At 72.6% G+C, this 22,050-nt stretch carries 19 protein-coding genes; 14 read left to right on the forward strand and 5 right to left on the reverse strand.

Annotation, left to right across the window (positions count from 1 at the left end; translation table 11 throughout):
• The first annotated feature begins 4 nt into the window (after positions 1–4).
• Positions 5–1,081, forward strand: a complete 1,077-nt coding sequence (locus AB0881_RS14320) for an alkene reductase (RefSeq protein ID WP_366617201.1) — start codon at positions 5–7, stop codon at positions 1,079–1,081.
• 56 nt (positions 1,082–1,137) lie between these two features.
• On the opposite strand, the gene AB0881_RS14325 is transcribed toward AB0881_RS14320, so the two are convergent.
• The gene (locus tag AB0881_RS14325; RefSeq protein WP_366617147.1) at positions 1,138–1,656 is read right to left on the reverse strand and encodes a C40 family peptidase; all 519 of its coding nucleotides are present in this window, start codon (positions 1,654–1,656) and stop codon (positions 1,138–1,140) included.
• 843 nt (positions 1,657–2,499) lie between these two features.
• On the opposite strand from AB0881_RS14325, the gene AB0881_RS14330 reads away from it, so the two are divergent.
• From AB0881_RS14330 to AB0881_RS14350, 5 genes are all read left to right on the forward strand, one after another.
• A complete protein-coding gene (locus AB0881_RS14330) occupies positions 2,500–3,813 on the forward strand; it encodes a family 1 glycosylhydrolase (protein WP_366617148.1) in 1,314 nt (437 codons plus the stop codon).
• Positions 3,814–3,925: 112 nt separating this feature from the next.
• Positions 3,926–4,321 carry an SCO5389 family protein gene (locus AB0881_RS14335; protein WP_366617149.1) on the forward strand — a complete coding sequence of 132 codons (396 nt, stop codon included), beginning with the start codon at positions 3,926–3,928 and terminating at the stop codon, positions 4,319–4,321.
• 318 nt (positions 4,322–4,639) lie between these two features.
• The gene (locus tag AB0881_RS14340) at positions 4,640–5,284 is read left to right on the forward strand and encodes a hypothetical protein (RefSeq protein ID WP_366617151.1); all 645 of its coding nucleotides are present in this window, start codon (positions 4,640–4,642) and stop codon (positions 5,282–5,284) included.
• Positions 5,281–5,544 carry a BON domain-containing protein gene (locus tag AB0881_RS14345; RefSeq protein WP_366617152.1) on the forward strand — a complete coding sequence of 88 codons (264 nt, stop codon included), beginning with the start codon at positions 5,281–5,283 and terminating at the stop codon, positions 5,542–5,544. The genes AB0881_RS14340 and AB0881_RS14345 overlap by 4 nt, the downstream gene beginning before the upstream one ends.
• Entirely contained in the window at positions 5,541–6,314 is a 774-nt protein-coding gene (locus AB0881_RS14350; protein WP_366617154.1) for a metallophosphoesterase, read from the forward strand. The genes AB0881_RS14345 and AB0881_RS14350 overlap by 4 nt, the downstream gene beginning before the upstream one ends.
• Before the next feature lie 48 nt (positions 6,315–6,362).
• On the opposite strand, the gene AB0881_RS14355 is transcribed toward AB0881_RS14350, so the two are convergent.
• Positions 6,363–7,382, reverse strand: a complete 1,020-nt coding sequence (locus AB0881_RS14355; RefSeq protein ID WP_366617156.1) for a DNA topoisomerase IB — start codon at positions 7,380–7,382, stop codon at positions 6,363–6,365.
• A gap of 17 nt (positions 7,383–7,399) precedes the next feature.
• Entirely contained in the window at positions 7,400–8,248 is an 849-nt protein-coding gene (locus AB0881_RS14360; RefSeq protein WP_366617157.1) for an SDR family oxidoreductase, read from the reverse strand.
• A 132-nt stretch (positions 8,249–8,380) separates the two neighbouring features.
• On the opposite strand from AB0881_RS14360, the gene AB0881_RS14365 reads away from it, so the two are divergent.
• The 5 genes from AB0881_RS14365 (at position 8,381) to AB0881_RS14385 (ending at position 13,318) form a co-directional block, all read left to right on the forward strand.
• Positions 8,381–9,154 carry an SDR family NAD(P)-dependent oxidoreductase gene (locus AB0881_RS14365; protein ID WP_366617158.1) on the forward strand — a complete coding sequence of 258 codons (774 nt, stop codon included), beginning with the start codon at positions 8,381–8,383 and terminating at the stop codon, positions 9,152–9,154.
• A gap of 8 nt (positions 9,155–9,162) precedes the next feature.
• Positions 9,163–9,927, forward strand: coding sequence for a crotonase/enoyl-CoA hydratase family protein (locus AB0881_RS14370; protein ID WP_366617160.1), 765 nt, complete (start codon positions 9,163–9,165; stop codon positions 9,925–9,927).
• A gap of 126 nt (positions 9,928–10,053) precedes the next feature.
• Complete coding sequence (locus tag AB0881_RS14375; protein ID WP_366617162.1) at positions 10,054–11,118, forward strand: hypothetical protein; 1,065 nt, start codon at positions 10,054–10,056, stop codon at positions 11,116–11,118.
• Positions 11,119–11,738: 620 nt separating this feature from the next.
• Complete coding sequence (locus AB0881_RS14380) at positions 11,739–12,758, forward strand: helix-turn-helix transcriptional regulator (RefSeq protein ID WP_366617163.1); 1,020 nt, start codon at positions 11,739–11,741, stop codon at positions 12,756–12,758.
• Entirely contained in the window at positions 12,755–13,318 is a 564-nt protein-coding gene (locus AB0881_RS14385; RefSeq protein WP_366617165.1) for a class IV adenylate cyclase, read from the forward strand. Before AB0881_RS14380 ends, AB0881_RS14385 begins: the two co-directional genes overlap by 4 nt.
• 25 nt (positions 13,319–13,343) lie before the next feature.
• Here the strand turns inward: AB0881_RS14385 and AB0881_RS14390 are convergent, their stop codons facing one another.
• Entirely contained in the window at positions 13,344–14,204 is an 861-nt protein-coding gene (locus AB0881_RS14390) for an LLM class F420-dependent oxidoreductase (protein WP_366617166.1), read from the reverse strand.
• 299 nt (positions 14,205–14,503) lie between these two features.
• Here AB0881_RS14390 and AB0881_RS14395 point away from each other — a divergent pair, with 299 nt between their 5' ends.
• Both AB0881_RS14395 and AB0881_RS14400 read left to right on the forward strand, forming a co-directional pair.
• Positions 14,504–16,369 carry a hypothetical protein gene (locus AB0881_RS14395; protein ID WP_366617168.1) on the forward strand — a complete coding sequence of 622 codons (1,866 nt, stop codon included), beginning with the start codon at positions 14,504–14,506 and terminating at the stop codon, positions 16,367–16,369.
• Between the two features lie 57 nt (positions 16,370–16,426).
• A complete protein-coding gene (locus AB0881_RS14400) occupies positions 16,427–18,016 on the forward strand; it encodes a HEAT repeat domain-containing protein (RefSeq protein ID WP_366617170.1) in 1,590 nt (529 codons plus the stop codon).
• Positions 18,017–18,065: 49 nt separating this feature from the next.
• Here AB0881_RS14400 and AB0881_RS14405 read toward each other — a convergent pair whose 3' ends face one another.
• Positions 18,066–19,577, reverse strand: coding sequence for an MFS transporter (locus tag AB0881_RS14405; RefSeq protein ID WP_366617171.1), 1,512 nt, complete (start codon positions 19,575–19,577; stop codon positions 18,066–18,068).
• Positions 19,578–19,676: 99 nt separating this feature from the next.
• On the opposite strand from AB0881_RS14405, the gene AB0881_RS14410 reads away from it, so the two are divergent.
• The gene (locus AB0881_RS14410; RefSeq protein WP_366617172.1) at positions 19,677–21,836 is read left to right on the forward strand and encodes a BTAD domain-containing putative transcriptional regulator; all 2,160 of its coding nucleotides are present in this window, start codon (positions 19,677–19,679) and stop codon (positions 21,834–21,836) included.
• Positions 21,837–22,050: the final 214 nt, after the last annotated feature.

A 22,050-nucleotide genomic window follows, 5' to 3' on the forward strand; every position in this document is an offset into this window, starting at 1 on the left:
CGCGATGGACGAGCTGTTCGAGCCGGTGACCGTGGGCAAGCTGGAGCTGCCGAACCGGCTGCTGATGGCGCCGATGACCCGCAGCCGCGCGTACGAGGCGGGCAAGGTGACCGCGCTGACCGCGGAGTACTACGCGCAGCGCGCCGCCGCCGGACTGATCATCACTGAGGGCACGCAGCCGAGCGAGCGGGGGCAGGGCTACATGTGGACGCCCGGCCTGCACACGGCCGCGCAGGTGGCGGCGTGGCGGGAGGTGACGGGCGCGGTGCACGCGGCGGGCGGCCGGATCTTCGCGCAGCTGATGCACGCGGGACGCGTCGGGCACCCGTCCCTCTACCCGGACGGCGGGCTGCCGCTGGGGCCGTCCGCGATCGCGAGCGGCGAGCGGATGTACAGCCCGGACGGCATGCTCGACCACCCGGTGCCGAGGGAGATGACCCTGGACGACATCGCGGCGGCGGTCCAGGACTTCGCGGACGCGGCCCGCAACGCGATCGACGCGGGCTTCGACGGCGTGGAGATCCACGGTGCGAACGGCTACCTGGTCACCCAGTTCCTGGCGGACGGCAGCAACACGCGCACCGACGAGTACGGCGGCTCGATCCCCAACCGGATCCGGTTCGCGGTCGAGGTCGCCCGCGCGGTCGGCGAGGCCGTCGGCCCCGAGCGCGTCGGTTTCCGGATCTCGCCCGGGACGACCGCGAACGGCGTCTCCGAGAGCGACACCGCCGACCTGTACCCGGCGCTGGTCCGGGCGCTCGCGCCGCTGGGGCTCGCGTACCTGCACGTGATGGAGCTGGGCGACCGGGAGCTCACCCGGCGGCTGCGGGCCGAGTGGCCGTCGGCGCTGGTCCTGAACCCGCACCCGGCGCCGGACGCGTTCCCGTCCCGTCCCGAGTACGGCGCCGAGGCGCTGCGCGAGGGGGTCGCGGACGCGGTGGCGTTCGCCGAGATGTGGCTGGCCAACCCCGACCTGCCGGCGCGGATCCGGGCGGGCGGACCGTACAACGAGGCGGACGCGAGCACCTTCTACGGCGGCGACCACCGCGGCTACACCGACTACCCCGCCCTGGACGGCTGACCGCACGGGCGCGGGCCCGCTCCCCGGGGGGAGGAGCGGGCCCGCGGTCTGGCGGATCAGTAGCCGGGGCGCACGGCCCCGCTGAAGTTCCGCTTGTAGTACTTGGTGAGCTTGATCTTCTTGACCTTCTTGCCCGAGCTCGGCGCGTGGATCATGTAGCCGTTGCCGACGTAGATCCCCATGTGGCTCTTGCCGGAGTAGAAGAACAGCAGGTCGCCCTTGACGGCGCCCTTCCAGGACACCCTGTGCTTCTTGAGCTTCTTGTAGATCTGCGTGGTCGTGCGCGGGAGCTTCACGCCCGCCTTGCGCCACGCCCCGCCGGCCAGGCCCGAGCAGTCCCACGAGCCGGGCCCGGTGCCGCCGTAGCGGTACGGGTCGCCGATCTGCTTGTAGGCGTACGACACGGCCTTGGCCGCGCGCTTCTTCTGCTTGGACTTCTGCGCCGAGGTGACCTTGGCCTTCGCGCTCACCAGCGTCGCCTGCTGGGGAGCGGCAGCCGCCTGCGGCGCGGTGGCCGCGTGCACCGGGCCGGCGGCCAGGAGCGACGCTCCGAGCGCGGCCGTGGCGCTGAGCACGACGCCACCGGTGAACGGCTTGAAGGGGACGGCGGTCTTCCGGGGGTTACGGGACGTACTCAGGATGGCTCCTGACCTCGCGGTTGGGTGCCTACCGGGCAGCCCGCACCGCGAGCGGGGACTCCGCTTGGGGTGTGTGGGGCTGCGGCGCGTACCGGCACGGCGATGCCCAGGGGTCGGGTGTCATCGGATGTGCCGCCGGCGCTCTCCGGCTCCGTGCTTCGTGTCTGCACGGACGCGGCGGCCGATCGCGCGGGATCCTCGGGCGGCGGAAGGTCAGGGGGCCGCACCGCACGTCGGCGTGAGTGTTCTGTTGTCTGGGCGGCGCCTGTGCCGCACGGAACGGTGAGAACGTAGCCACGGATCTCCGCCGCAGGCAAATCCCAGGTAGATCGAATGGCCCTGGACGCCCGTCTGGAACGGTGGCCACAGGAGCCCGCAAGCTGCGTTTTCTCGGGCTTCCCGTACCGCGAAAGTGATGTGAGTCACTATTGGGAACTCGGCACATTTACGGGCCCCTTACGCCCTTCCGGGACCCTCTCGCGACGAAAGATCGGCCTCGCATTCCCTGGCTGTCCGTCAGTGCCCTGTCACGGATTCTCGATTTGATCATTTACTGCCCTGTGATGAACGCCACACTTTTCAGAATTGGATATTCCGCCCCCGAAACGATTCCCATGACCGCCACGGAACGGAGCCCGCCCCTCACTCTCCGGCGCCCAGGGGGTTGACAAGAGGCGCCGCGGGGCCTGATATCCGAAGAAGTTTCATATCGCTCCGGAGGGAGACACCGTGTTCGGCAGAGCCGGTCGCCCGCGCCGCATCCCCCACACCCTGTCCGCTTTGCTCCTGTCCGCCGCGGTGGCCGCCGCCGCGTTCCAGCCCCCCGCCCAGGCCGCCGAGACCGCGCCCGGGGTGGCCAAGTTCCCCGCGGACTTCCTGTGGGGCGTGTCCACGAGCGGCTTCCAGTCCGAAGGGTCGGCCCCCGACAGCAACTGGAGCCGGTACGTCGAGAAGAAGGCGTCCGGCATCAAGGACCCGTACAAGAACGCGGTCGACTTCCGGCACCGCTACCCCGAGGACGTCCAGCGCGCCCGCGACCTCGGCGTGAACGTCTTCCGCACCTCACTGGAGTGGGCGCGGATCGAACCGCGCCGCGGCGTGCGGGACGAGCGCGAGCTGGCGTACTACGACGACCTGGTCCGCCGGATCAAGGCGGCCGGGATGCGCCCCATGCTGACCCTCGACCACTGGGTCCACCCCGGCTGGGTGGTCGACCAGGGCTCGTGGGACGACCCTCGCACGTCCGCGGACTGGCTGCGGCACGCCCGCTTCATGGTCGAGCGCTACCGCGGCCAGGGCGTCATCTGGATCACCTTCAACGAGGCGAGCCAGTACATCTACCACGAGACGATGATGCGGCCGATGCACCCCGGCCAGCTGCTCGCGATGCGGGACGCGCTGATCAGGACGCACCGCGCCGCGTACGACATGATCCACGAGGTCGATCCCGGGGCGCCGGTGTCGACCAACGTCGCGTACGGCTCGGTCTTCAACGGGGTCTTCGACGCCGCGCTGTTCAACGAGGTCACCGACAAGCTCGACTTCATCGGCATCGACTACTACTACGGCGCGAGCCTGCAGAACTGGTCGGCGATCAACGCCGCCACGGGCGAGTACTGGAAGGTCGACCCCGAGCCCGAGGGCCTCTACTACGTCCTGAGGAACTACCAGCGCCGGCTGCCGCACCTGCCCCTCTACATCGTCGAGAACGGCATGCCGACCGACGACGGCAAGCCCCGTCCCGACGGCTACCGCCGCACCGACCACCTGCGCGACCACCTCTACTGGGTGCAGCGCGCCATCGCCGACGGCGTGAAGGTCATCGGCTACAACCACTGGAGCCTGACCGACAACTACGAGTGGGGCGGCTACCGTCCCCGCTTCGGCCTCTACACGGTGGACGTCCTGAACGACCCCGCCCTGACCCGCCGGCCGACCGACGGCGTCGCCGCGTACCGCTCGATCATCGCGAACCGCGGCGTCCCCGGCGGGTACGTGCCGGTGCGCAAGCCCGCGTGGTGCTCGATCGAGGACCCGATCGCGACCTGCTTCGGCACGACGCCCACACCGCCCGCCCCGTACCGGGTCCCCTGACCGATTGGAGAGGAAACTCCCACCTCGCCACGCTGGAATGAATATCGTTTTCATGCAAGCCTGTTCTCCGGCCCGGATCACCCCGGGCCGATGGCGAGAGGGGAGAACGGCCATGTCCTTGACTGTCGACGACCGGCTGCTGGAGCAGGCCCGCCAGGGCGAGGTGGACGACGCCGCGTTCGTCGCCTGCGTACGCGACTCGCTGCCGTACGCCTGGCAGGTCATCGGCGACGTAGTCGGCCGGATGCGCGCGTCCGACGACGGCTTCGCCGACAACCAGGTGCCGCCGCCGGACGAGAAGGCCCGCGGCGAACTCCTGCGAGCCCTGGCGAGCGACGCGATGCGCGGCGCGCTGGAACGCCACTTCGGCGTACGCCTGGCGTTCCAGAACTGTCACCGCGTCGCGGCGTTCGAGCCGGGCGCCGCCGGCACCGCCGACCGCCACGCCACGTTCGTCTCGCCCCGGGCCCAGCTCCTCAACCAGTCCCCTGATCTAGTCGACTGCTAGCCCAGCCCAGCGTCCCAACAGGCCCGGCCACGGAGACCCCGTGACCGGGCCTGCGCACATACCCATTCCACCCCAGCCCGCGCCGGGGGCGAGGGGCGAGGGGCAAAGCCCCAAAAGGGGGTCGAGGGGGCGAAGCCCCTCGCAGGGGGTGCGGGGGACGGAGTCCCCTGCCCCGGGGCGGGTGCCCGAAGCGAGGAACGAGCGCAGGGCACTCACCCCGGGCCCGGGTGGTGTGGAGGGTCGCCCCTCCACAGTGACAGGACTAGACCTTGGTTGTGTGGGTACCGGCTTCGCGACGCCAACAATCCAGGGGAACGTGTGGAGGAAGTGCACGCTGGGGCCAGAGCGTTCGATCCGCCCGCCGGCTCCGGCGCCGGATCCGGATCCGGATCCGGCGCGGGGTCGGGGTCGGTCGAGGACGGGCTGCTGACGAGTTTGAAGCGGGCGGCGGCCGTGATGGAGCAGGCGGGGATCGAGTTCGCGCTTGCGGGCGGGTTCGCCGCGTACGTGCACGGTGCCGCGGTCTCGACGCACGATGTGGATTTCGTGTTGCGCGAGCGTGATGTGGAGGCGGCGCTGGCGGCGCTCGGCGAGGCGGGGATGCGGCGGTACGAGGCGCCGGAGAACTGGCTGGCGAAGGCCTATGACGGCGATCAGCTGATCGATCTGATCTACGCGCCGTCGGGCCGTCCGGTGGACGACGCGCTGCTGGGCCGGGCGGAGAAGATGTCGGTGGCGGCGGTGCTGATGCCGGTGCTGCGCGCGACCGATCTGGTGATCATGCGGATTCTCGCGTTCAGCGAGACTTCGTGTGACTTCGGTGGTTTTCTGCATGTCTGCCGTGCGCTGCGGGAGCAGGTCGACTGGCCGCATGTCGCCGCGGAGACGGCGGACTCCCCGTACGCGTACGCGTTCCTCGTCCTGCTGGCCCGGCTCGGAGTGATCGAGGGGGATTTCCTGTGAGCGAAGGATCCGGCCATGGCGGCCAGGCCGAGTACGTGGCCGCGCACATCCAGGAGAAGCTCGCCGAGCGGGTGCACGAGCTGGGCGTCCATGTGGACGTCCGCGGGGACGTGGTGTACCTGCGCGGCCAGGTGATGACGGAGGGGCAGCGCCGCGAGATCGAGGACGCCGCGCACGGCGCGGCGGAGGGGCGGCGGATCAGGAACGAGGTGTCGGTGGTCTCGGTGCGGGAGCCGGACGGGGAGGAGACGCTGTCATGATCCGTGTGGCCGCGGTGGGCGATCTGCATGTGGGGCCGGAGGTCGCCGGCTCGTACCGGGAGCGGCTGGGCCGGCTGGCCGGCAACGCCGACGTGTTCCTGGTCGCCGGTGACCTGACCCGGCACGGGACGGTCGAGGAGGGCCGGGTCGCGGCGGGCGAGCTGCGCGACCTCGGCGTCCCGGTGATCACCGTGCTGGGGAACCACGACTACCACTCCGACGCCCAGGACGAGATCACCGCCGTTCTCCGGGAGGCCGGGATCACGGTGCTGGAGGGCGACGGGACGGTGGTCGACTGCCACGGCATCCGGCTCGGGGTGGCGGGCGGCAAGGGCTTCGGGGGCGGTTTCCAGGGCAGGTGCGCGAGCGATTTCGGCGAGCCGGAGATGAAGGCGTTCGTCGGGCACACGAAGGATTTCGCGGGGCGGCTCGGGTGCGCGCTGCTGGAGCTGGACGCGGACGTGCGGATCGCGCTGACGCACTACTCGCCGGTCGAGGACACGCTGGCGGGGGAGCCGCCGGAGATCTACCCGTTCCTCGGCAGCTACCTGATGGCCGAGGCGATCGACGCGGCGGACACGACGCTCGCGATCCACGGCCATGCCCACAAGGGGACGGAGAAGGGCGAGACGCCGGGCGGGGTACGGGTCCGCAACGTGGCGCTGCCGGTGATCCGCCAGGCGTACGCGATGTACTGCGTCGACGGTTTCGACGGGGCCCGCCCGTCGGTGGTGGCCTCGGGGGCGGCGCGCCAGGGCGCGCCGGGGTGACCGGCCACGGGATCGCGGTTGGCAGGAGGGGCGTGATCCCGTGGCCGTTCAGCCGTGCTCGCGCAGGAGTTCCAGGACGGCCCGTTCCGCCGGGCCCTGGGTGGCCAGCTCGCCGGTCTCGGTGTCGACGCCCAGTTCGGTGAGGGCGGGCGCGATCGTCTCGCCGCGCTCGTACAGCTCGATGACGCGCGGGTCGATGTACGAGGCGCGCGCGACGGCCGGGGTGTTCCCGAGGTAGCCGGCGACCTCCTGGACGACCCGGGTGACGGCCTGGGCGCGGCGGCGTTCGCCGTCCGCCGCGCGCGGTACCGAGACGGCGAGGCCGACGGCGGCGAGCACGGTGGCGTGCCAGGTCCGGAAGTCCTTGGCGGTGAAGTCGCCGCCGGTCACCTCGCGGATGTAGTCGTTGATGTCGGACGTGAGGACGTCGTGCCAGCCGCCGGGCGTCCGGTACGCGAGCAGTTCCGGGCCGCCGTCGCGGCGTCGCTTGAGGCCGTTGACGACGCGGCGGACGTCCTCCTCGGCGACGGCCTGGTGGCGTTCCTTGGCGCCTTTGGCCGGATACTCGAAGATCACCTCGTCGCGGCGGCAGCGGACGTGCTCGCGCAGCACGGTGGCCAGGCCGAACGTGCCGTTCCCGGCGGCGTACTCCTCGCCGCCGACGCGGAAGAAGCCGAGGTCGATGAGCCGTACGGCGGCGGCGAGGACGCGTTCGCGGGTGAAGCCGCGGCCGGCCATGGCGGCGGTCAGCCGTTCCCGGACCTCAGGCAGGCGTTCGGCCAGTTCGAGGACGCGCTCGTGCTTCTCGCGGTCCCGCTGCTCGCGCCATTCCTCGTGGTAGAGGTACTGGCGGCGGCCGGCGGCGTCGGTGCCCATGGCCTGGATGTGGCCGTCGCCGTCCGGGCAGATCCACACGTCCTTCCAGGCGGGCGGGATCACCAGCGCCCTGATCCTGGTCAGCTGCTCGGGCTCCGGCGTGCGGCCGCCCGGATCGAGGTAGCGGAAGCCGCGCCCGCATCGCCGCCGGGTGATCCCCGGCTCCTCGGGGTCGCTGCGCCGCAGTTCCATGGCCGCTCGGTTCGCCGTCAGCCCGGGTGGATCTCCCCGCCGGCGGGGACGAGCGTCTGGCCGCTGTAGTACGAGGACGTCCGGCCGGAGGCGAAGAAGACGTACGACGGCGCGATCTCGTCGGGCTGCCCGGCGCGTCCCATGGGGGACTGCTGGCCGAAGCCCTCGACCTTCTCCTCGCCGAGCGTCGCGGGGATCAGCGGCGTCCAGACGGGTCCGGGGGCGACGCAGTTGACGCGGATGCCGTCGTCCATGAGGTTCTGCGCGAGCGACTGGGCGAGCACCATCGCGGCGCCCTTGCTGGCCGAGTAGTCGATCAGCGTCTTGTTGCCGCGCAGCCCGTTGATCGAGCCGGTGATCACGATGGCGGAGCCGTCGCGGAGGTGGTCCAGGGCCTCTTGGACGATCCAGAACAGCGACAGCACGTTCACGTCGAACGTCCGGCGCAGCTGGTGCCCGTCGATCTCGCGGAGGTCCTTGACCGGCTCCTGGGTGCCGTGGTGCAGGACCAGCACGTCCAGGCCGCCGAGGTCGCGGGCGGCGTGGTGGACGACCTCGCGCGCGTGCCGCTCCTCGGCGAGGTCGCCGCCGAACGTGAAGCAGCGGCGCCCCTCCCGCTCGACGAGCCCGGCGGTGTGCCGCGCGTCGTCGTCCTCGCTGAGGTAGGTAAGCGCGACGTCGGCGCCCTCCTTGGCGAACGCCACGGACACGGCGCGGCCGATCCCGGAGTCCCCGCCGGTGATCAGGGCGCGCTTGCCCGCGAGCAGGCCGCTGCCCTGGTACCCGCGCATCTCGTCGTGCGGCTCGGGTGCCATATCGGCGGTACGGCCTGGGTAGGGCTGGCTCTGTGCAGGTGGTTCGGTCATCCTCGTCCCCCTGGTCGGCGCGTTCTGGGGACGCGCATGCCCGGAAGGCGAGGGGGCAAACGCGCCCCGTATCGTGACCTCTGGGTAACATCGCCCCGAACCACATTCGGTCCCTCACGTAAGGTGCTGCTTATGGACCTGAACGGAGTTTCCGCCGTCGTATCCGGGGGTGCGAGCGGTCTCGGCGAGGCCACCGTCCGCGCGCTGGCCGCCAACGGCGCCAAGGTAGTGATCGCCGACCTGAACGAGGACAAGGGCAAGGCCCTGGCCGACGAGGTCGGCGGCGTCTTCGTCCAGACCAACGTCGCCGACGAGGGCCAGGTGCAGGCGGCCGTCCAGGCCGCCGTCGACACCGGCGCGCCGCTGCGCGTCATCGTCAACAGCGCCGGCATCGGCTGGGCGTCCCGTACCGTCGGCCGCGACGGGAGCCCGCACGACCTGACCGCGTTCGAGAACGTGATCAAGGTCAACCTGATCGGCACCTTCAACCTCATGCGCATCGGCGCCTCGGCCATCTCCAAGACCGAGCCCGCCGACGCCGACGGCCTGCGCGGCGTGGTGATCAACACCGCGTCCGTCGCCGCGCTGGAGGGCCAGACCGGCCAGGTCGCCTACTCCGCCTCCAAGGGCGGCATCGTCGGCATGACGCTGCCCGCCGCCCGCGACCTCGCCGCGATCGGCGTCCGGGTCAACACCATCTGCCCCGGCATCATCGACACCCCGATCTACGGCGAGGGCGAGGCGGCCGACGCGTTCAAGGCCAAGCTGGCCGCGCCCGTCCCGTTCCCCAAGCGGATGGGCACCGCCGCGGAGTTCGCCCACCTGGTGAAGTCCCTGATCGAGAACGACTACATGAACGGCGAGACCATCCGTTTCGACGGTGGCATCCGTTTCCAGCCGAAGTGAGGCGCTGAATGTCCGACGCTGTTCTCACCGAAGAAGATGGCGCCGTCCTCGTCATCACGATCAACCGTCCCGAGGCCAGGAACGCCGTCAACGGCGCCGTGGCGCAGGGCATCGCGGCCGCGGTCGAGGAGCTCGACTCCCGTAAGGACCTGTCGATCGGCATCCTGACCGGCGCCGGCGGCACGTTCTGCGCGGGCATGGACCTCAAGGGCTTCCTCACCGGCGACAACCCGATCGTGGAGGGCCGCGGGTTCGCCGGCATCACCGAGCGTCCCGCCGAGAAGCCGCTGATCGCCGCCGTCGAGGGGTACGCCCTCGCGGGCGGCTGCGAGGTCGCGCTGAGCTGCGACATGGTGGTGGCGTCCCGGGAGGCCCAGTTCGGGCTGCCCGAGCCGAAGCGGGGCCTGGTCGCCGGTGCCGGCGGCCTGTTCCGGCTGCCGCAGCGGATCCCGTTCCACATCGCCATGGAGATGGCCCTCACCGGCGACAAGTACCCCGCCGAGCGGATGGCCGAGCTGGGCTTCGTCAACCGCCTCACCGAGCCCGGCGGGTCCCTCGCCGCGGCCAAGGAGCTGGCCCTCAAGGTCGCCGAGAACGCCCCGCTGGCGCTCGCGGCCACCAAGAAGGTCATCGTCGAGGCGCCCGACTGGAGCTACGCCGAGCGCTGGCAGAAGCAGGGCGAGATCATCAACCCGGTCTTCGTCTCCAAGGACGCCCAGGAGGGCCCGGCCGCCTTCGCCGAGAAGCGCAAGCCGGTCTGGAAGGGCGAGTAGCCGCACCCGTGAACGGGCCCGGGGGCGCCTCCCCGGGCCCGTTCCGTGTCCTCATCCGGCCGCCCCCTTAAGCCCCGGTAAGTGCTCCCGTACTCTCAAGGCACATTCGTGATCTTGGGAGCGCCCTTGAAGAGGACAGCCGCCATCGCGACGGCCACCACCCTTGCCGCCGCCCTAGCCCTGGCCCCTCCCGCACACGCCGCGTCCTGGACGAACGTCGCCGGCCCCGCCCTCTCGTTCAACGGCAGCCTCGACCGCGTCGACTTCGCCGCCCCGGACACCGGCTGGGCCGTGGGCACCTCCGGCTCCTTCTTCGGCCCCAAGACCCACCTCCTGCGCTGGACGCCGTCCGGCTGGGCCGCGCAGCCCAGCCCCGCGAACTTCACCGCCACCGACATCGCCGTCGGCAACCCGAACCGCGCCTGGGTCATCGGCTACACCCTCACCGGCATGGCCGGCCTCTACTGGAACGGCACCACCTGGACCAACGTCGGCTACCCGCTCGTCGGCATCCCGTCCCAGGTCTCCGCCGCCCCCGACGGCACCGCGTACTCCGTCGCCGGCGTCGACGCCGCCGCCGGCGGCCTCAGCGCCATCATGCGCTGGGACGGCACCGCCTGGGTCGACACGACCGTCCCCCTGCCGCCGAGCTCCGCCATCACCTCGGTCGACGTCCGCTCCGCCGACGACGTCTGGCTCGCCGGCACCACGTCCGACGGCAGTGCGGTCACCGGCCTTGTCATGCACTGGAACGGCACCACCTGGACGCGCCACGACCTCCCCGGCGCCATGGGCACCCCCGGCTTCCAGGCCACCCTGCACCGCATCGTCGCCCTCTCGCCCACCGACGTCTACGCCCTCCGCGTCCGCCAGAACGCCCAGACCACCAATGCCCTCGTCCACTGGAACGGCACGTCCTGGCGCGAAATCACCACCCCGCTGAACGTCTCGGGCATCGGCCTCTCACCGGACGGCGCCGGCGGCGTCATCATGCTCCCGATCACCAACGGCCCCAACACCCAGTACATGCACTACGACGGCTCGACCTGGACGACGGTGAACGGCCCCGCCCGTACCGGAAAGGCCCAGGCCACCGACGCCGACCCGCGCCCCGGAACCGGCGAGGTCATCAGCGTCGGCACCGCCACCGAACCGTCGAAGAAGACCCCGTTCACCGAAAAGTTCGACTGACCGGCCGACCTCGATCGCCTGAGGCGCCGGGCGCGGTGCTCGCTTGGCCTCACGCGCGCCGGGGCAAGCGCCGGCGCCCGAGCAGGACGTCCAGCGGGCTTCGCCTCGACCTGCGCGGAGGCTGCGGGCCGCGACCGTACGCGGTGGTCCCCATCGGCCTGCGGGACGGTCGTGAGACCTGTCGTGCCGCATGCGCGGCCTCGGGGGCCGTGCGCGTGAAGCGGGGACGCCTCGGAGCGCCTCCAGCATCCGGCCGAGCTCGGCGGCCGTCGGCGCCTCGATCAGCAGGTAGCGCCCGTACCGATCCCTGGTCACGGCCCACCACGCCCCCGTGAACTCCCCCCACCACGCGCACGCCCACGGAAACCGCCACCGCAGTTCGGCCACCACACGTTGGGGATCCAGTTCGGCGGCCGTCCACGGTGATGCCACGGTCATCGCCTGGTGCTCGCGGGCGTCAGGTGGGGGGCCACCCATGACACGACATCGCCGTCGGCCGTGCGACGTGCCCGGGCCACTTCTCCTAGGACGACGTAAATGGGGTGGCCCGACCCTGGAAGCGTCACGCGCCGCACGTGTCCATCGGCGCCGGTGGGGGCGTCCAGGAGGGTGGACAGTACATGCTGGAGGGCTTCGCCGGGATCGTCGGTCACGCCGCCCGTTCGGCATGCGTGGACGTCCCACGAGTACAGCGAGATGAAGGGCATGGCCCTCACGGTGCCCTTACCCTCGGCGATCGCTCGATTCCCCAGCGGGTATCTCACCCTGAGATGTACGCTCGCCGCGAGATGGACGGCAGCGCGTACGGCCCAGTGAAGCTTCCCGCCATGGCATGGCAGCGGGAGGAGACCCGCAGCGCCCTGATCGGCCGGGACGTGGCCGCTCTCCTCCGGATCGCTCAGCGGTACGCCGGAGCCAGCCAGGCCCGGCTCGCCCATGCCACCGGCATCGGCCAGGGGAGAATGAACGAGATCATCAACGGTAAGCGGATGATCACCCGGCTGGACGTGTACGAACGCATCGCCGACGGCTTGGCCATGCCGGACGCCTCGCGCGCGCTGCTCGGCCTCGCCCCGAGTCGTGCGGCGGACGGCCCTCTGACCGGGCAAGCCGAGATCTCCCGTACCTTCGCCAGCCAGGAGCGCGTCAGCAGGGAACTGCGCGAGCATGCGCGTTCAGCGGGCTCGGTCGACATCCTCGCCGTACGTGCCCTCGGCCTGGTCGCCCTGAACGATTCGTTGCTGCGGGGGCCGCTCACCACGCGAGATACCCCCGTACGCGTCCGGATGCTGCTCCTGGACCCGGACGCGCCGGCGGCCGCGCAGCGGGCGCGGGAGATCGCGGAGTCGGTGGAGTCCTTCGCGGCGGGCATCCGGCTGTCGCTCGCCCGCCTGGCGGAGCTGGACCGGCATCCCCGCCTGCATCTCGAACTTCGGCTCTATGGCGATCTGCCGACCTGGCGTATGGCCTCGTTCGACGAGACGCTGTACCTCTCGGCGTTCGGCGCCGCCCACGAAGGACACCGGTCCGGGGTCTACAAGCTCACCGCGGCGGCGGACGGCATGCTGCACGCGGGATTCAGGCGGTACTACGACGACATGTGGCGCCGGTCGTGGCGTCCGGAGAGGGGCGGCCGGTGATCGAGGCGGAACTGAAAGCGCGTGTGCGTGATCCCGACGGATTGCGGGAGCGACTGCGAAGGCTCGCGGAGGAGCAGCGGAGCGTCTATCGCGATACCTATTACGACCGGGCGGACGGCTCTTTCCTCAGAGAGGGGCGGGAACTCCGGGTCCGGGTCGTAGACCGCGGCGGCGCCCGCCGTACGGTTCTGACCTACAAGGAGCCGGCCGTGGACCGGGCCTCCGGCTCCAAGCCCGAGCACGAGACGCGGATCGATGACCCGGAGGTGATCGACACCGCGCTTCGTGCCCTGGGAGCCGTCGAGTACGTGCGGCTCACCAAGCATTGCGCCAATTACCGCTTCACCGCTCATGGGCGCGACATGCTCGCGACCGTGGTGACCGTGCCCGAACTCGACGGGGCCTTCATCGAGTTGGAGACCCTTGCGTCCGAGGACGAATTGCAGGACGCGCTCGGTGCGGTCCGCGCCGTTCTGAAGGAGCTGGACGTCACGGACAGGGATCTGACGACCGAGCAGTACACGGACGCCGTGATCCGTGCCCGCGCCGCTGAGTGGTGAGGAAGCCCGACCCGGCCTGGATCTGTCAGCGTTGGGGGGTGAGGCCGAAGCGGTCGGCGAAGGTGGCCATTTCATCTAGCTGTTCGTGTGGTTCGGTGGTGGTGGGATTGACGACGACGCGCGTCACGCCTTGTGCGGCCAGTCGCTCGGCACGGTCGAGGGACATTCCCATCGATCCCCATCGCGTGTATTCGAAGGCCGCGGGGTCGTGTCCGGCTTCGGCGGCGGTGGAGCGGGCGGCTTCCAGTTGCGCGGACCGCTCCTCCTCGGTGAGCATGCCTCCCGCGAAGTAGCCGGCGCCGAGGCGTCCGGCCCGGCGGGCGGCCGCCATGCTGGAGCCGCCGACATGGATCGGCAGCCCGCCCGTGGAGGGCTTCGGGAAACTGCAGACGTCCTTGAACGAGTAGAACTCGCCATCGAAATCGACGCCGTTCTCGTCTCCGGCCCACAGCAGCCGCAGCACTTCGAGCGCCTCATCGGTGCGGCGGCCCCGGGTACGGAAGTCGACGCCGACGGCCTGGGCCTCGTCCGGGAGCGAGCCGACCCCGATGGTCAGCAGCCGCATCCGCCCCTTGGACAGCAGGTCGACGGTCGCCAGGCGCTTCGCGAGCGTCACCGGATGGTGGTACGGCAGCAGCAGGACGCCCGTCCCGAGCAGGATCCGGTCGGTGGCCGCGGCGACGAAGCTCAGGCAGTCCAGCGGGTCGCCGTACGGCAGCGTCGGATCGAGCGGCATCTCCCCCAGCTTCGCGCCGGGGTAGAGCGCGACGTGCTCGGGCATGTAGAACGCCTCGAAGCCGCACTCCTCGGCTTTCCTGGCATAGGCCGCGATCCGGTCCGGATCCATGCCGAGGAGGGGCGTGCTGTAGCTGATGGCGAATCGCATGGCGGCCTCTGGTCCACTCGTTCTGATCACGTCGTCCGGAAGCTAGAGCCTGACATCGGTGTCAAGGTCAACCCCGTGCGGTGCGGCGGCGGTGGTACGCGACGGTGGCGGCGGCGTGGAGAGAGCTCCGGGTGAGCGGGGCCGCCCGGGGCCGGGACTGTCCTCCGAGGTGGGGATGCCGTTTCTTGAACGGGCGTTTGGTGTGGCGGTTCCGGGTGAGTGTTCACGTTCACGGCGTGTCGCACGCGAGTGTGGGGGATCGTGCTGGTCGCCGGTTCGCCGACCACCCGGGAGGTCAGATGAGGTTCCAGGACCGCGGCACGTTCGGCTGGGGCGCGTCCGGAGGCGGGTACGCCGACCCGCGCTCGGGGCTCGTCATCCACTACGACGGCGCGAACCAGGGGCTGGCCGGCAAGTCCCATTCCGCGTGCGTCTCGTACTGGAAGGCCACCCGCCAGTTCCACATGAACACCCGCGGCTGGTCGGACATCGGGTACTGCGTGGACGAGGAGACCGAGATCCTCACCGAGGACGGCTGGAAGACGTTCCGCGACGTGCGCCAGGGCGACGCCGTCCTCACCCTGGACCACGAGAGCGGCCTTTCGGAATGGCAGCCGGTGCGGGAGGTCCTCGTCTTCCCCGCCGGGCCGCGCGAGATGATCCGGATGGAGGGGCGGCGGCACTCGTCGCTGACCACTCCGAACCACCGCTGGCCCGTCGAGCGGAACTCCGGGCGCGCGCCGCGGGGCGGCGAGCGCGGGTGGGCCACCACCGGGACGCTGACCGGCCAGGACCGGATCCCCGTCGCGGCCGAGTGCGCGGACCTGCCGATCGAGGCTCGATGGCCGGACGCCCTCGTCGAGGCGGTCGCGTGGTTCTGGACCGGAGGGCGCGCCGAGCCGGGCACCGGCGTGGTCATCCGCCAGAGCGAAGGCGAGCACGCCGAGCGGATCCGCACCTCCCTGGAGAAACTGTTCGGGGCGCCGGCGGAGGACCGTCCCCTGTGGCGGGAGGCAGCCGACGGCGGGTTCGTCGACTTCCATCTCACCGCCGACGCGGGGGCCGTCCTCCTGGAACGGGCGCCCGACCGGGTCGTGCGGTTCGGGTTCCTCCGGTCGCTGACCCGTTCCCAGCTGGCGCTCTTCCTGGAGGTCTCGCTGCTGGCGGGCGGGGGCACGGCGGGGAGCCGGGCACGTGCGGAGGCGCTCCAGTACGCCGCGACGCTGGCGGGTAAGGCGACGACGCTGCGGCGGACGCCGGCGGGGATGTGGGACGTCCACCTCGACCGGCCGGCCGCGTTCTCACCGCACGCGGAGGCGGCCAGGGGACCGGCGTTCCGGATCACTCGGGAGCGGTACGAGGGGCATGTCTGGTGCGTCCGGACCCCCAACGCGACCTGGCTGGCCAGGAGGGCGGGCACCGTCTACTTCACGGGCAACTCCTTCTCCGCGTGCCCGCACGGATACGTGATGGAGGGGCGGGGGCTCAACCGGCAGCAGGCGGCGCAGCCGGGCGGGAATTCGACGTGGTACTCGTGCACGCTGATGAGCGGGCCCGACGAGTCGCCCACCGACGCGCAGGTCCAGGCCGTACGGGAGCTGCGGGCCTGGCTGATGGGCAAGGGCGTCGCCGGGGCCGTGCGAGGCCATCGGGACTTCATCTCCACCAGTTGCCCGGGGGACCGGCTCTACCGGCTCGTCAAGAACGGAACCTTCGGCAAGGCGCCGAGCGAGGAGGACGACATGCCCGACTACGTCAGCGTCGGAATGGCCGAGGCCCAGGAGTTCCCGCCGGACGTGTGGGTCACGGTCGACTGGGGCAAGGAGTACGCCGACTCCGACCACCACCACTGGGACCGCGGCGGCCCGTCCATCATCGAGGGGCCCGCGCGGTACGCGCTGACCGCGAACGTGCAGGTCGAGGGCCTGGCACCGGGGACCGAGCTGCAGGCGCGGGTGGTCGAGCGGGACGACGAGAGCGGCAACGAGGAGGTCGGCCCGATGGACGAGTACGTCGCCAGCGGCGGGGCGACGTTCGTCCACTACGTCGTCTCGGCCGACACGGTGTCGCGGGGCGCGCGGGTGCGGTTCCAGGTGATCCACTACGGGACGGAGACCGGGCGGATCGCCTCCGGTTCGGCGAAGGGGCTCGCCTGGCGGACCTGACGTCTACCCTGCGTCGGGTGATCGTCTACAGGGACCCGCGCGGAGGGAGCCGGAATCGTGCCGCCTGAAGAGGAGCCCGGCGCCGAACGGCGCGTGCCGGAACTGGTCGCGAGCCTCACCGGAGGGGAGCGCGGCCAGGCCCTGGACGCGCTCGTCTCGCTGGTGCGGGAAACTCCAGAGGCGGCGGAGGCGGTACGGGCGGAGGCGCCGCGCCTCCTGAAGCTGCTGGAGGACCCGGACCCCGCGGTGCGGCGCGCGGTCCCGTACCTGCTGGCCTGCGGCGGCCCCGAGCTGGTCCCGCCGCTGCGGGAGCAGTTCGAGGCCGAGGACGATCCGGGCGCCGCGGCGAGCCTCGTCCTGGCCGTGGGGCGGCTCGGCGCGGGATCGGAGGCGCCGCCGTACGGGTGGCTCGGGGAGGTGCTGGCGTCCTCGCCCGCCGGCGAGGTGCGGGCGGCCGCCGTCGTCGCGCTGATCGAGTGCGATGTGGAGGAGGTCTCGGGCCTCCACTTCAACACCCTGAACGAGCAGGTGAAGGCCGAGGAGTCGGCGCTCGACGGGCTGCCGTGGACGCGCGGGGGCCGGGCCGAGCTGCTGACCGCCGGATGGAACGAGAGCCTGGCCGCGCATGTCTACATGGCCGGCATCATGATGCGCATCTCGGACGACGCCGCGGAGTTCGTCCGGGAGGCGGGCGAGCTGATGCGGCGGTGGCGGCACGTTCCGCCGCGGCTGCTGCCGCCGATGGTCGAGCAGCTCGCCGCCGAGGACGCCGCGCTGCGGGCCGCCGCCGTACGGGAGCTGGCGACGATGGGGCCGTTCCTGGCGCCGGTGACCGACCTGCTCGTTCCGCTGCTGGACGACCCGGATCCGCGCCTCGCGGGCGGTGCCCTGGACGCGCTGGCGCGGGCGGGCGACGCGCGCTGCGTCCCCGCCCTGGCCCGCGACCTCCCGTACGACACCGAACGCGCCGTCGCCGGTCTCGCCGAGCATGCCGAGGCGCTCGTCCCGCTGCTGCGTTCACGGCTCACCGGGGACGTGCTCGCCGGGCTGCGCGCCTGGGGGCCGGGGGCGGCGCCGCTCGTGCCGGAGCTGATCGGGCTGGCCGGGACCGAGCCGTCCGCCGCGGCCGTCCTGGCGGCGATCGGGCCCGCGGCGGCGCCCGCCCTCCCGGCGCTGCGCGAACGGATGGCCGGCCGGCCGGGACCGGAGCGGACCGAGTGCGCCTGGGCGTACTGGGCGATCTCCGGCGAGGCGGGCGCGGCGCTCGACGTCCTCAAGCCCGCGCTCGCGGACGCGCTGACCGAGGAGTCGGCAGGGCGGCTGCTCGACCTGGGCGATGCGGCACGGCCCGCACTCCCGCTACTGCCGGGCGGACCGGTGGCGGCCTGCGTCACCTACCGGCTCACCGGGGAGTCGCTCCCCGAGGTGCTAGACGCCCTGCACGGCTCGCCGACCCTGGCCGTACGAGCCCTGGCCGAACGGCCACCGGCCGGTCCCGTACCGGACAAGGCACGGGACCGGCTGAAGGAGATCGCGTACGGCCGGAAGGTAGTGGCGGAAGCCTCCGATCCGGACGTCATAGCGGCCGACCTCCACCTGCGCGAGCAGACCCGCCGCGTCCTGGACCGGCTGAACACCTCTCCCTGACCAACTCCACCCCCGGGCCCCCGGAGCGTGGCCGCGCCGCGCGGGGTGGTCAGTCCTGGCCGATGGGGCGTAGGTGTCGTAGCAGCGCGAGGGTCAGTGCGGCGAGGCCGAGGGCGAGCAGCGCGCAGGCGCCGCCGGCGACGGTCAGGCTGGTCATGAACGCCTCGCGGGACTCGTCCAGCAGCCGGGCGGCCAGGTCCGGCGGGAGGCCCTCGGCGGCGGAGACGGCGCCGTCGAGGGAGTCGGCCGCGGCGGGCGGTGCGCCTTCCGGGGCGGTCAGCGCGTGCCGGTAGACGGCCGTGCCGAGGCTGCCGAGGAGGGCGATGCCCAGCGCGACGCCGAGCTCGCCGGACGACTCGGCCACCGCCGAGGCCGCGCCGGCCCGTTCCGGCGGAGCGGCGCCGACGATCAGGCCGAGGCCGAGCGCGCCGATGGGCGCGGTGCCGACGAAGCCGACGGACAGGCCGGTGACCAGGGTGCCGGGGTCGTCGGCGCGGGCCATCACCAGGAAGCCGATCGCGGCGACGGTCAGCCCGGCGGTCACGATGGTGCCGGGACGGACCCGGCGGGCGAGGACCGGGGCGGCGATCGAGCCGGCGGCCAGCGCCAGCGCCGGGACCGCCAGCCAGAGCCCGGCGCGCAGCGGCGGCAGGCCCCGGACCGTCTGCAGGTACTGGCTGGCGAACAGGTAGACGCCGCTCTGGATGATCATGACGAGCGGCAGCAGCGCCATGGCCGCGCCGAACGACCGGTTCCGGAAGAGGGAGAGGTCCAGGAACGGGTCGGCCAGCACGCGCTGCCGCCGTACGAAGACGGTCCCGGCCGCGACGCCGGCGCCGATGGCGAGGTAGGGCAGCGGGTGGGCGGGGTCCGCGGCGATCTCCTTGAGGCCGTGGACGACCGGGAGGATCGCCGCGAGGGAGAGCAGCACGCTGGGCACGTCGATCCGGCCGCCCGCGCCGCCGCGGTTCTCGGGCAGCAGGACGGGCGCGGTGGCCAGGAGCAGGACCATGACGGGCGCGCCGAGCAGGAAGACCGACCCCCACCAGAACGATTCGAGCATCACCCCGCCGACCACGGGGCCGAGCGCGGCGCCGCCCATGAAGCAGGCGGTGAAGACGCCGATGGCGAGCGCGCGCTGCCGGGCGTCCCGGAACATGGCGCTGATCAGGGCCAGGGACGAGGGCGCCATGACGGAGCCGGAGACGCCCAGCAGGACGCGCGCGGCGATGAGCTGCGCGGGGGACGAGGCGTACGCGGCCAGCACGGACGCGGCGCCGAACGCGGCGGCCCCGATGAGCAGCAGCCGGCGGCGGCCGATCCGGTCGCCGATGTTGCCCATCGTGATGAGGAAACCGGCCATCATGAACCCGTACACGTCCATGATCCACAACATCTCGGCGGGGCCCGGCCGCAGGTCGGCGGTCAGGTGCGGGAGCGCGAGGAACAGCACGCTGTTGTCGAGGGACAGCAGCAGCATGGGCAGGGCGAGCACGGCCAGTCCCGCCCATTCGCGCGTGCCCGCCCGTGCCTCCGCGGCGGGTGCGACGGTCACTGACATGGGAGAACGCCTTTCTCAAGGGAAGTAGTGATCTCCACCCTCGGCGGCGGGCGTTATGACGGTGTTCGGGTGCGCTTATGGCCCGGTTACCGTGGTCGCATGCGCTTTGGGGTGCTCGGTCCGCTGGAGGTCACGACGGACGCCGGCCGTCCGGTCCGGATCCCGGAGCTGAAGGTGCGCGGGCTGCTCGCGGACCTGCTGGTGCATGGCGGGGCGCCGGTGTCGTCCGGGCGGCTGATCGACGACCTGTGGGGTCCGGACCGGCCGGGCGATCCGGCCGGGGCCCTGCGGGTCAAGGTGTCCCAGCTGCGGCGGGCGCTGGAGGACGCCGAGCCGGGCGGCCGGGAGCTGGTGGAGTCGGGCCGGGCGGGCTACCGGCTGCGGGCCGACCTCGACGCGGACCGCTTCCGGGAACGCGTCGCCCGGGCCCGCGCGGCGGCCGAGCCGGCGGTCCGGGCCGGGCTGCTGACGGGCGCGCTGGCGCTGTGGCGCGGTCCCGCGCTCGCCGACTTCGCGGACGAGGAGTTCGCCCGGGGCGCCGCCGCCCGGCTGGAGGAGGAGCGGCTGACCGCTCTCGACGACCTGGCGGAGGCGCGGCTCGCGCTGGGCGAGCACCACGCGCTGGTCGCCGAGCTGGGCGATCTGGCGGTACGGCACCCGCTGCGCGAGCGGCTCCAGGCGAACCTGATCCGCGCCCTCTACCGGTCCGGGCGGCAGCACGAGGCGCTGGAGGGGTACCGGCGGCTGCGCGACCGGCTGCGCGAGGAGCTGGGCCTGGACCCGAGCCCGGAGCTGGCGGCGCTGCACCAGGCGATCCTGGAGCAGGACCCGTCCCTCCAGGCGCCGGCCCGTGCCGTTCCCCGGACGAACCTGCCCGTTCCGCTGACCGAGCTGATCGGCAGGGACGCCGAGGTGGACGCCGTCCGCGGGCATCTCGCCCGGTCCCGGCTGGTGACGCTGACCGGGCCCGGCGGCGTGGGGAAGACCCGGCTGGCGCTGGAGGCCGCGGCGCGTTCGGCGGGGGCGTACCCGGACGGCGTGTTCCTGGTCGAGCTGGCGGCCCTCCCGCCGGACCCGGACGCGATCGACGAGGCGGTCACCGCGGTCGCCGGACCGGAGCCCAGCGGCGGCGCGCTGCTCGTCCTCGACAACTGCGAGCACGCGGTGGACGCCGTGGCGAAGACCGCCGGCCGGCTGCTCGCGGCGGGCGCGCGCGTCCTCGCCACCGGCCAGGAGCCGCTCGGCATCTCCGGCGAGCTGCTGCACGTCGTGCCGCCGCTGGCGCAGGCCGACGCCGAACGGCTGTTCGCCGCCCGCGCCGCCGCGGCCGCGCCCGGCTTCGCCGCCGATGCCGACACGGCCGCCGTCGCCGCCGTCTGCCGCCGCCTGGACGGCATCCCGCTCGCCCTCGAACTCGCCGCCGCCCGCGTCCGCGCGCTGGGCGTCCGGGAGCTGGCCGAACGCCTGGACGACCGGTTCGCGGTGCTGAACTCGGGCCGCCGCGGCTCCCCGGCCCGCCAGCGGACGCTGCGCGCGATGATGGACTGGAGCTGGGAGCCGCTCGGCGAGGCGGAACGCGCCGTCCTGCGCCGCCTCGCCGTGCACGCGGGCGGCTGCACGCTGCTCGCCGCCGAGCTGACCTGCGCGGGCGGCGAGGTGGCCCGGCCCGAGATCGCCGATGTGATCGCCCGGCTGGTGGACCGCTCGCTGGTGACCATGGCCGGCGGACGCTACCGCCTGCTGGAGTCGGTCGCGGCGTACTCCCTCGAACGGCTCCGCGAGGCGGGCGAGGACGGCCGCGTCCAGGAGCTGCACGACGACTACTACACCCGCCTCGCCGAATGCGCCGAGGAGTACCGGGCCGGGCACGCCCGCCTCCGCTGGCTCGCCCGGCTGGACGACGAGACGGCCAACCTGCGCGCCGCCCTGGAGAGCACGGTCCGCCGCGGCGACACCCGCCGCGCGCTCCGGCTGACCGCCGCGCTCGCCTGGTTCTGGATCGACCGGGGCCGGACGGGCGAGGGCCACCGCGCCCTCCGCACGGCCCTCGCCGAGGCGGCCGGGGACCCGCGCCTGCGCGCCGCGGCCGCCGGCGACGGCGAGGCCGCCCGCCTCCTCGCCGCGGCCGACCTGGCCCGGCGGGCGGCGAACGGCACCGCGGCGGTCACGGCGACCGCGGACGCCGCCGCGGCCGCGGAGATCGCCTGCGATCCGCTCTCCGCCGGCGCTGACCGGGCGGGGGCCGCGGCCGCCGGGTGAGCCGCGCCGTGTTTCGAGGGAAGGCGCAGGTCGCGGCGCGTGGGCGAAACCGGCCACGCCGACCTCCGTACGTTCGGCCGGTCGCGGATGTAACCTGATCACGTCGGCGAGTGGGGAAGCTCGTTCGGCACGAACGGCCCGTCCTCCTCGAGAGGGCGGGCCGTTCCCGTTTCCGGGTTCGGGAGGCAAGGCTCAGGGAAGGTTCAGCGGGCTT

Origin of the sequence: Spirillospora sp. NPDC029432 (genome assembly GCF_040703975.1) — a bacterium.
GTDB lineage: Bacteria > Actinomycetota > Actinomycetes > Streptosporangiales > Streptosporangiaceae > Spirillospora.

What these genes read in the sequence shown, in the direction of transcription:
- AB0881_RS14320 (WP_366617201.1), top strand. Translation starts at nt 5, where the DNA reads ATGGACGAGCTGTTCGAGCCGGTGACCGTGGGCAAGCTGGAGCTGCCG.
- AB0881_RS14335 (WP_366617149.1), top strand. Translation starts at nt 3,926, where the DNA reads ATGTCCTTGACTGTCGACGACCGGCTGCTGGAGCAGGCCCGCCAGGGC.
- AB0881_RS14350 (WP_366617154.1), top strand. Translation starts at nt 5,541, where the DNA reads ATGATCCGTGTGGCCGCGGTGGGCGATCTGCATGTGGGGCCGGAGGTC.
- AB0881_RS14355 (WP_366617156.1), bottom strand. Translation starts at nt 7,382, where the DNA reads ATGGAACTGCGGCGCAGCGACCCCGAGGAGCCGGGGATCACCCGGCGG.
- AB0881_RS14360 (WP_366617157.1), bottom strand. Translation starts at nt 8,248, where the DNA reads ATGACCGAACCACCTGCACAGAGCCAGCCCTACCCAGGCCGTACCGCC.
- AB0881_RS14365 (WP_366617158.1), top strand. Translation starts at nt 8,381, where the DNA reads ATGGACCTGAACGGAGTTTCCGCCGTCGTATCCGGGGGTGCGAGCGGT.
- AB0881_RS14370 (WP_366617160.1), top strand. Translation starts at nt 9,163, where the DNA reads ATGTCCGACGCTGTTCTCACCGAAGAAGATGGCGCCGTCCTCGTCATC.
- AB0881_RS14380 (WP_366617163.1), top strand. Translation starts at nt 11,739, where the DNA reads ATGCTGGAGGGCTTCGCCGGGATCGTCGGTCACGCCGCCCGTTCGGCA.
- AB0881_RS14390 (WP_366617166.1), bottom strand. Translation starts at nt 14,204, where the DNA reads ATGCGATTCGCCATCAGCTACAGCACGCCCCTCCTCGGCATGGATCCG.
- AB0881_RS14395 (WP_366617168.1), top strand. Translation starts at nt 14,504, where the DNA reads ATGAGGTTCCAGGACCGCGGCACGTTCGGCTGGGGCGCGTCCGGAGGC.
- AB0881_RS14405 (WP_366617171.1), bottom strand. Translation starts at nt 19,577, where the DNA reads ATGTCAGTGACCGTCGCACCCGCCGCGGAGGCACGGGCGGGCACGCGC.
- AB0881_RS14410 (WP_366617172.1), top strand. Translation starts at nt 19,677, where the DNA reads ATGCGCTTTGGGGTGCTCGGTCCGCTGGAGGTCACGACGGACGCCGGC.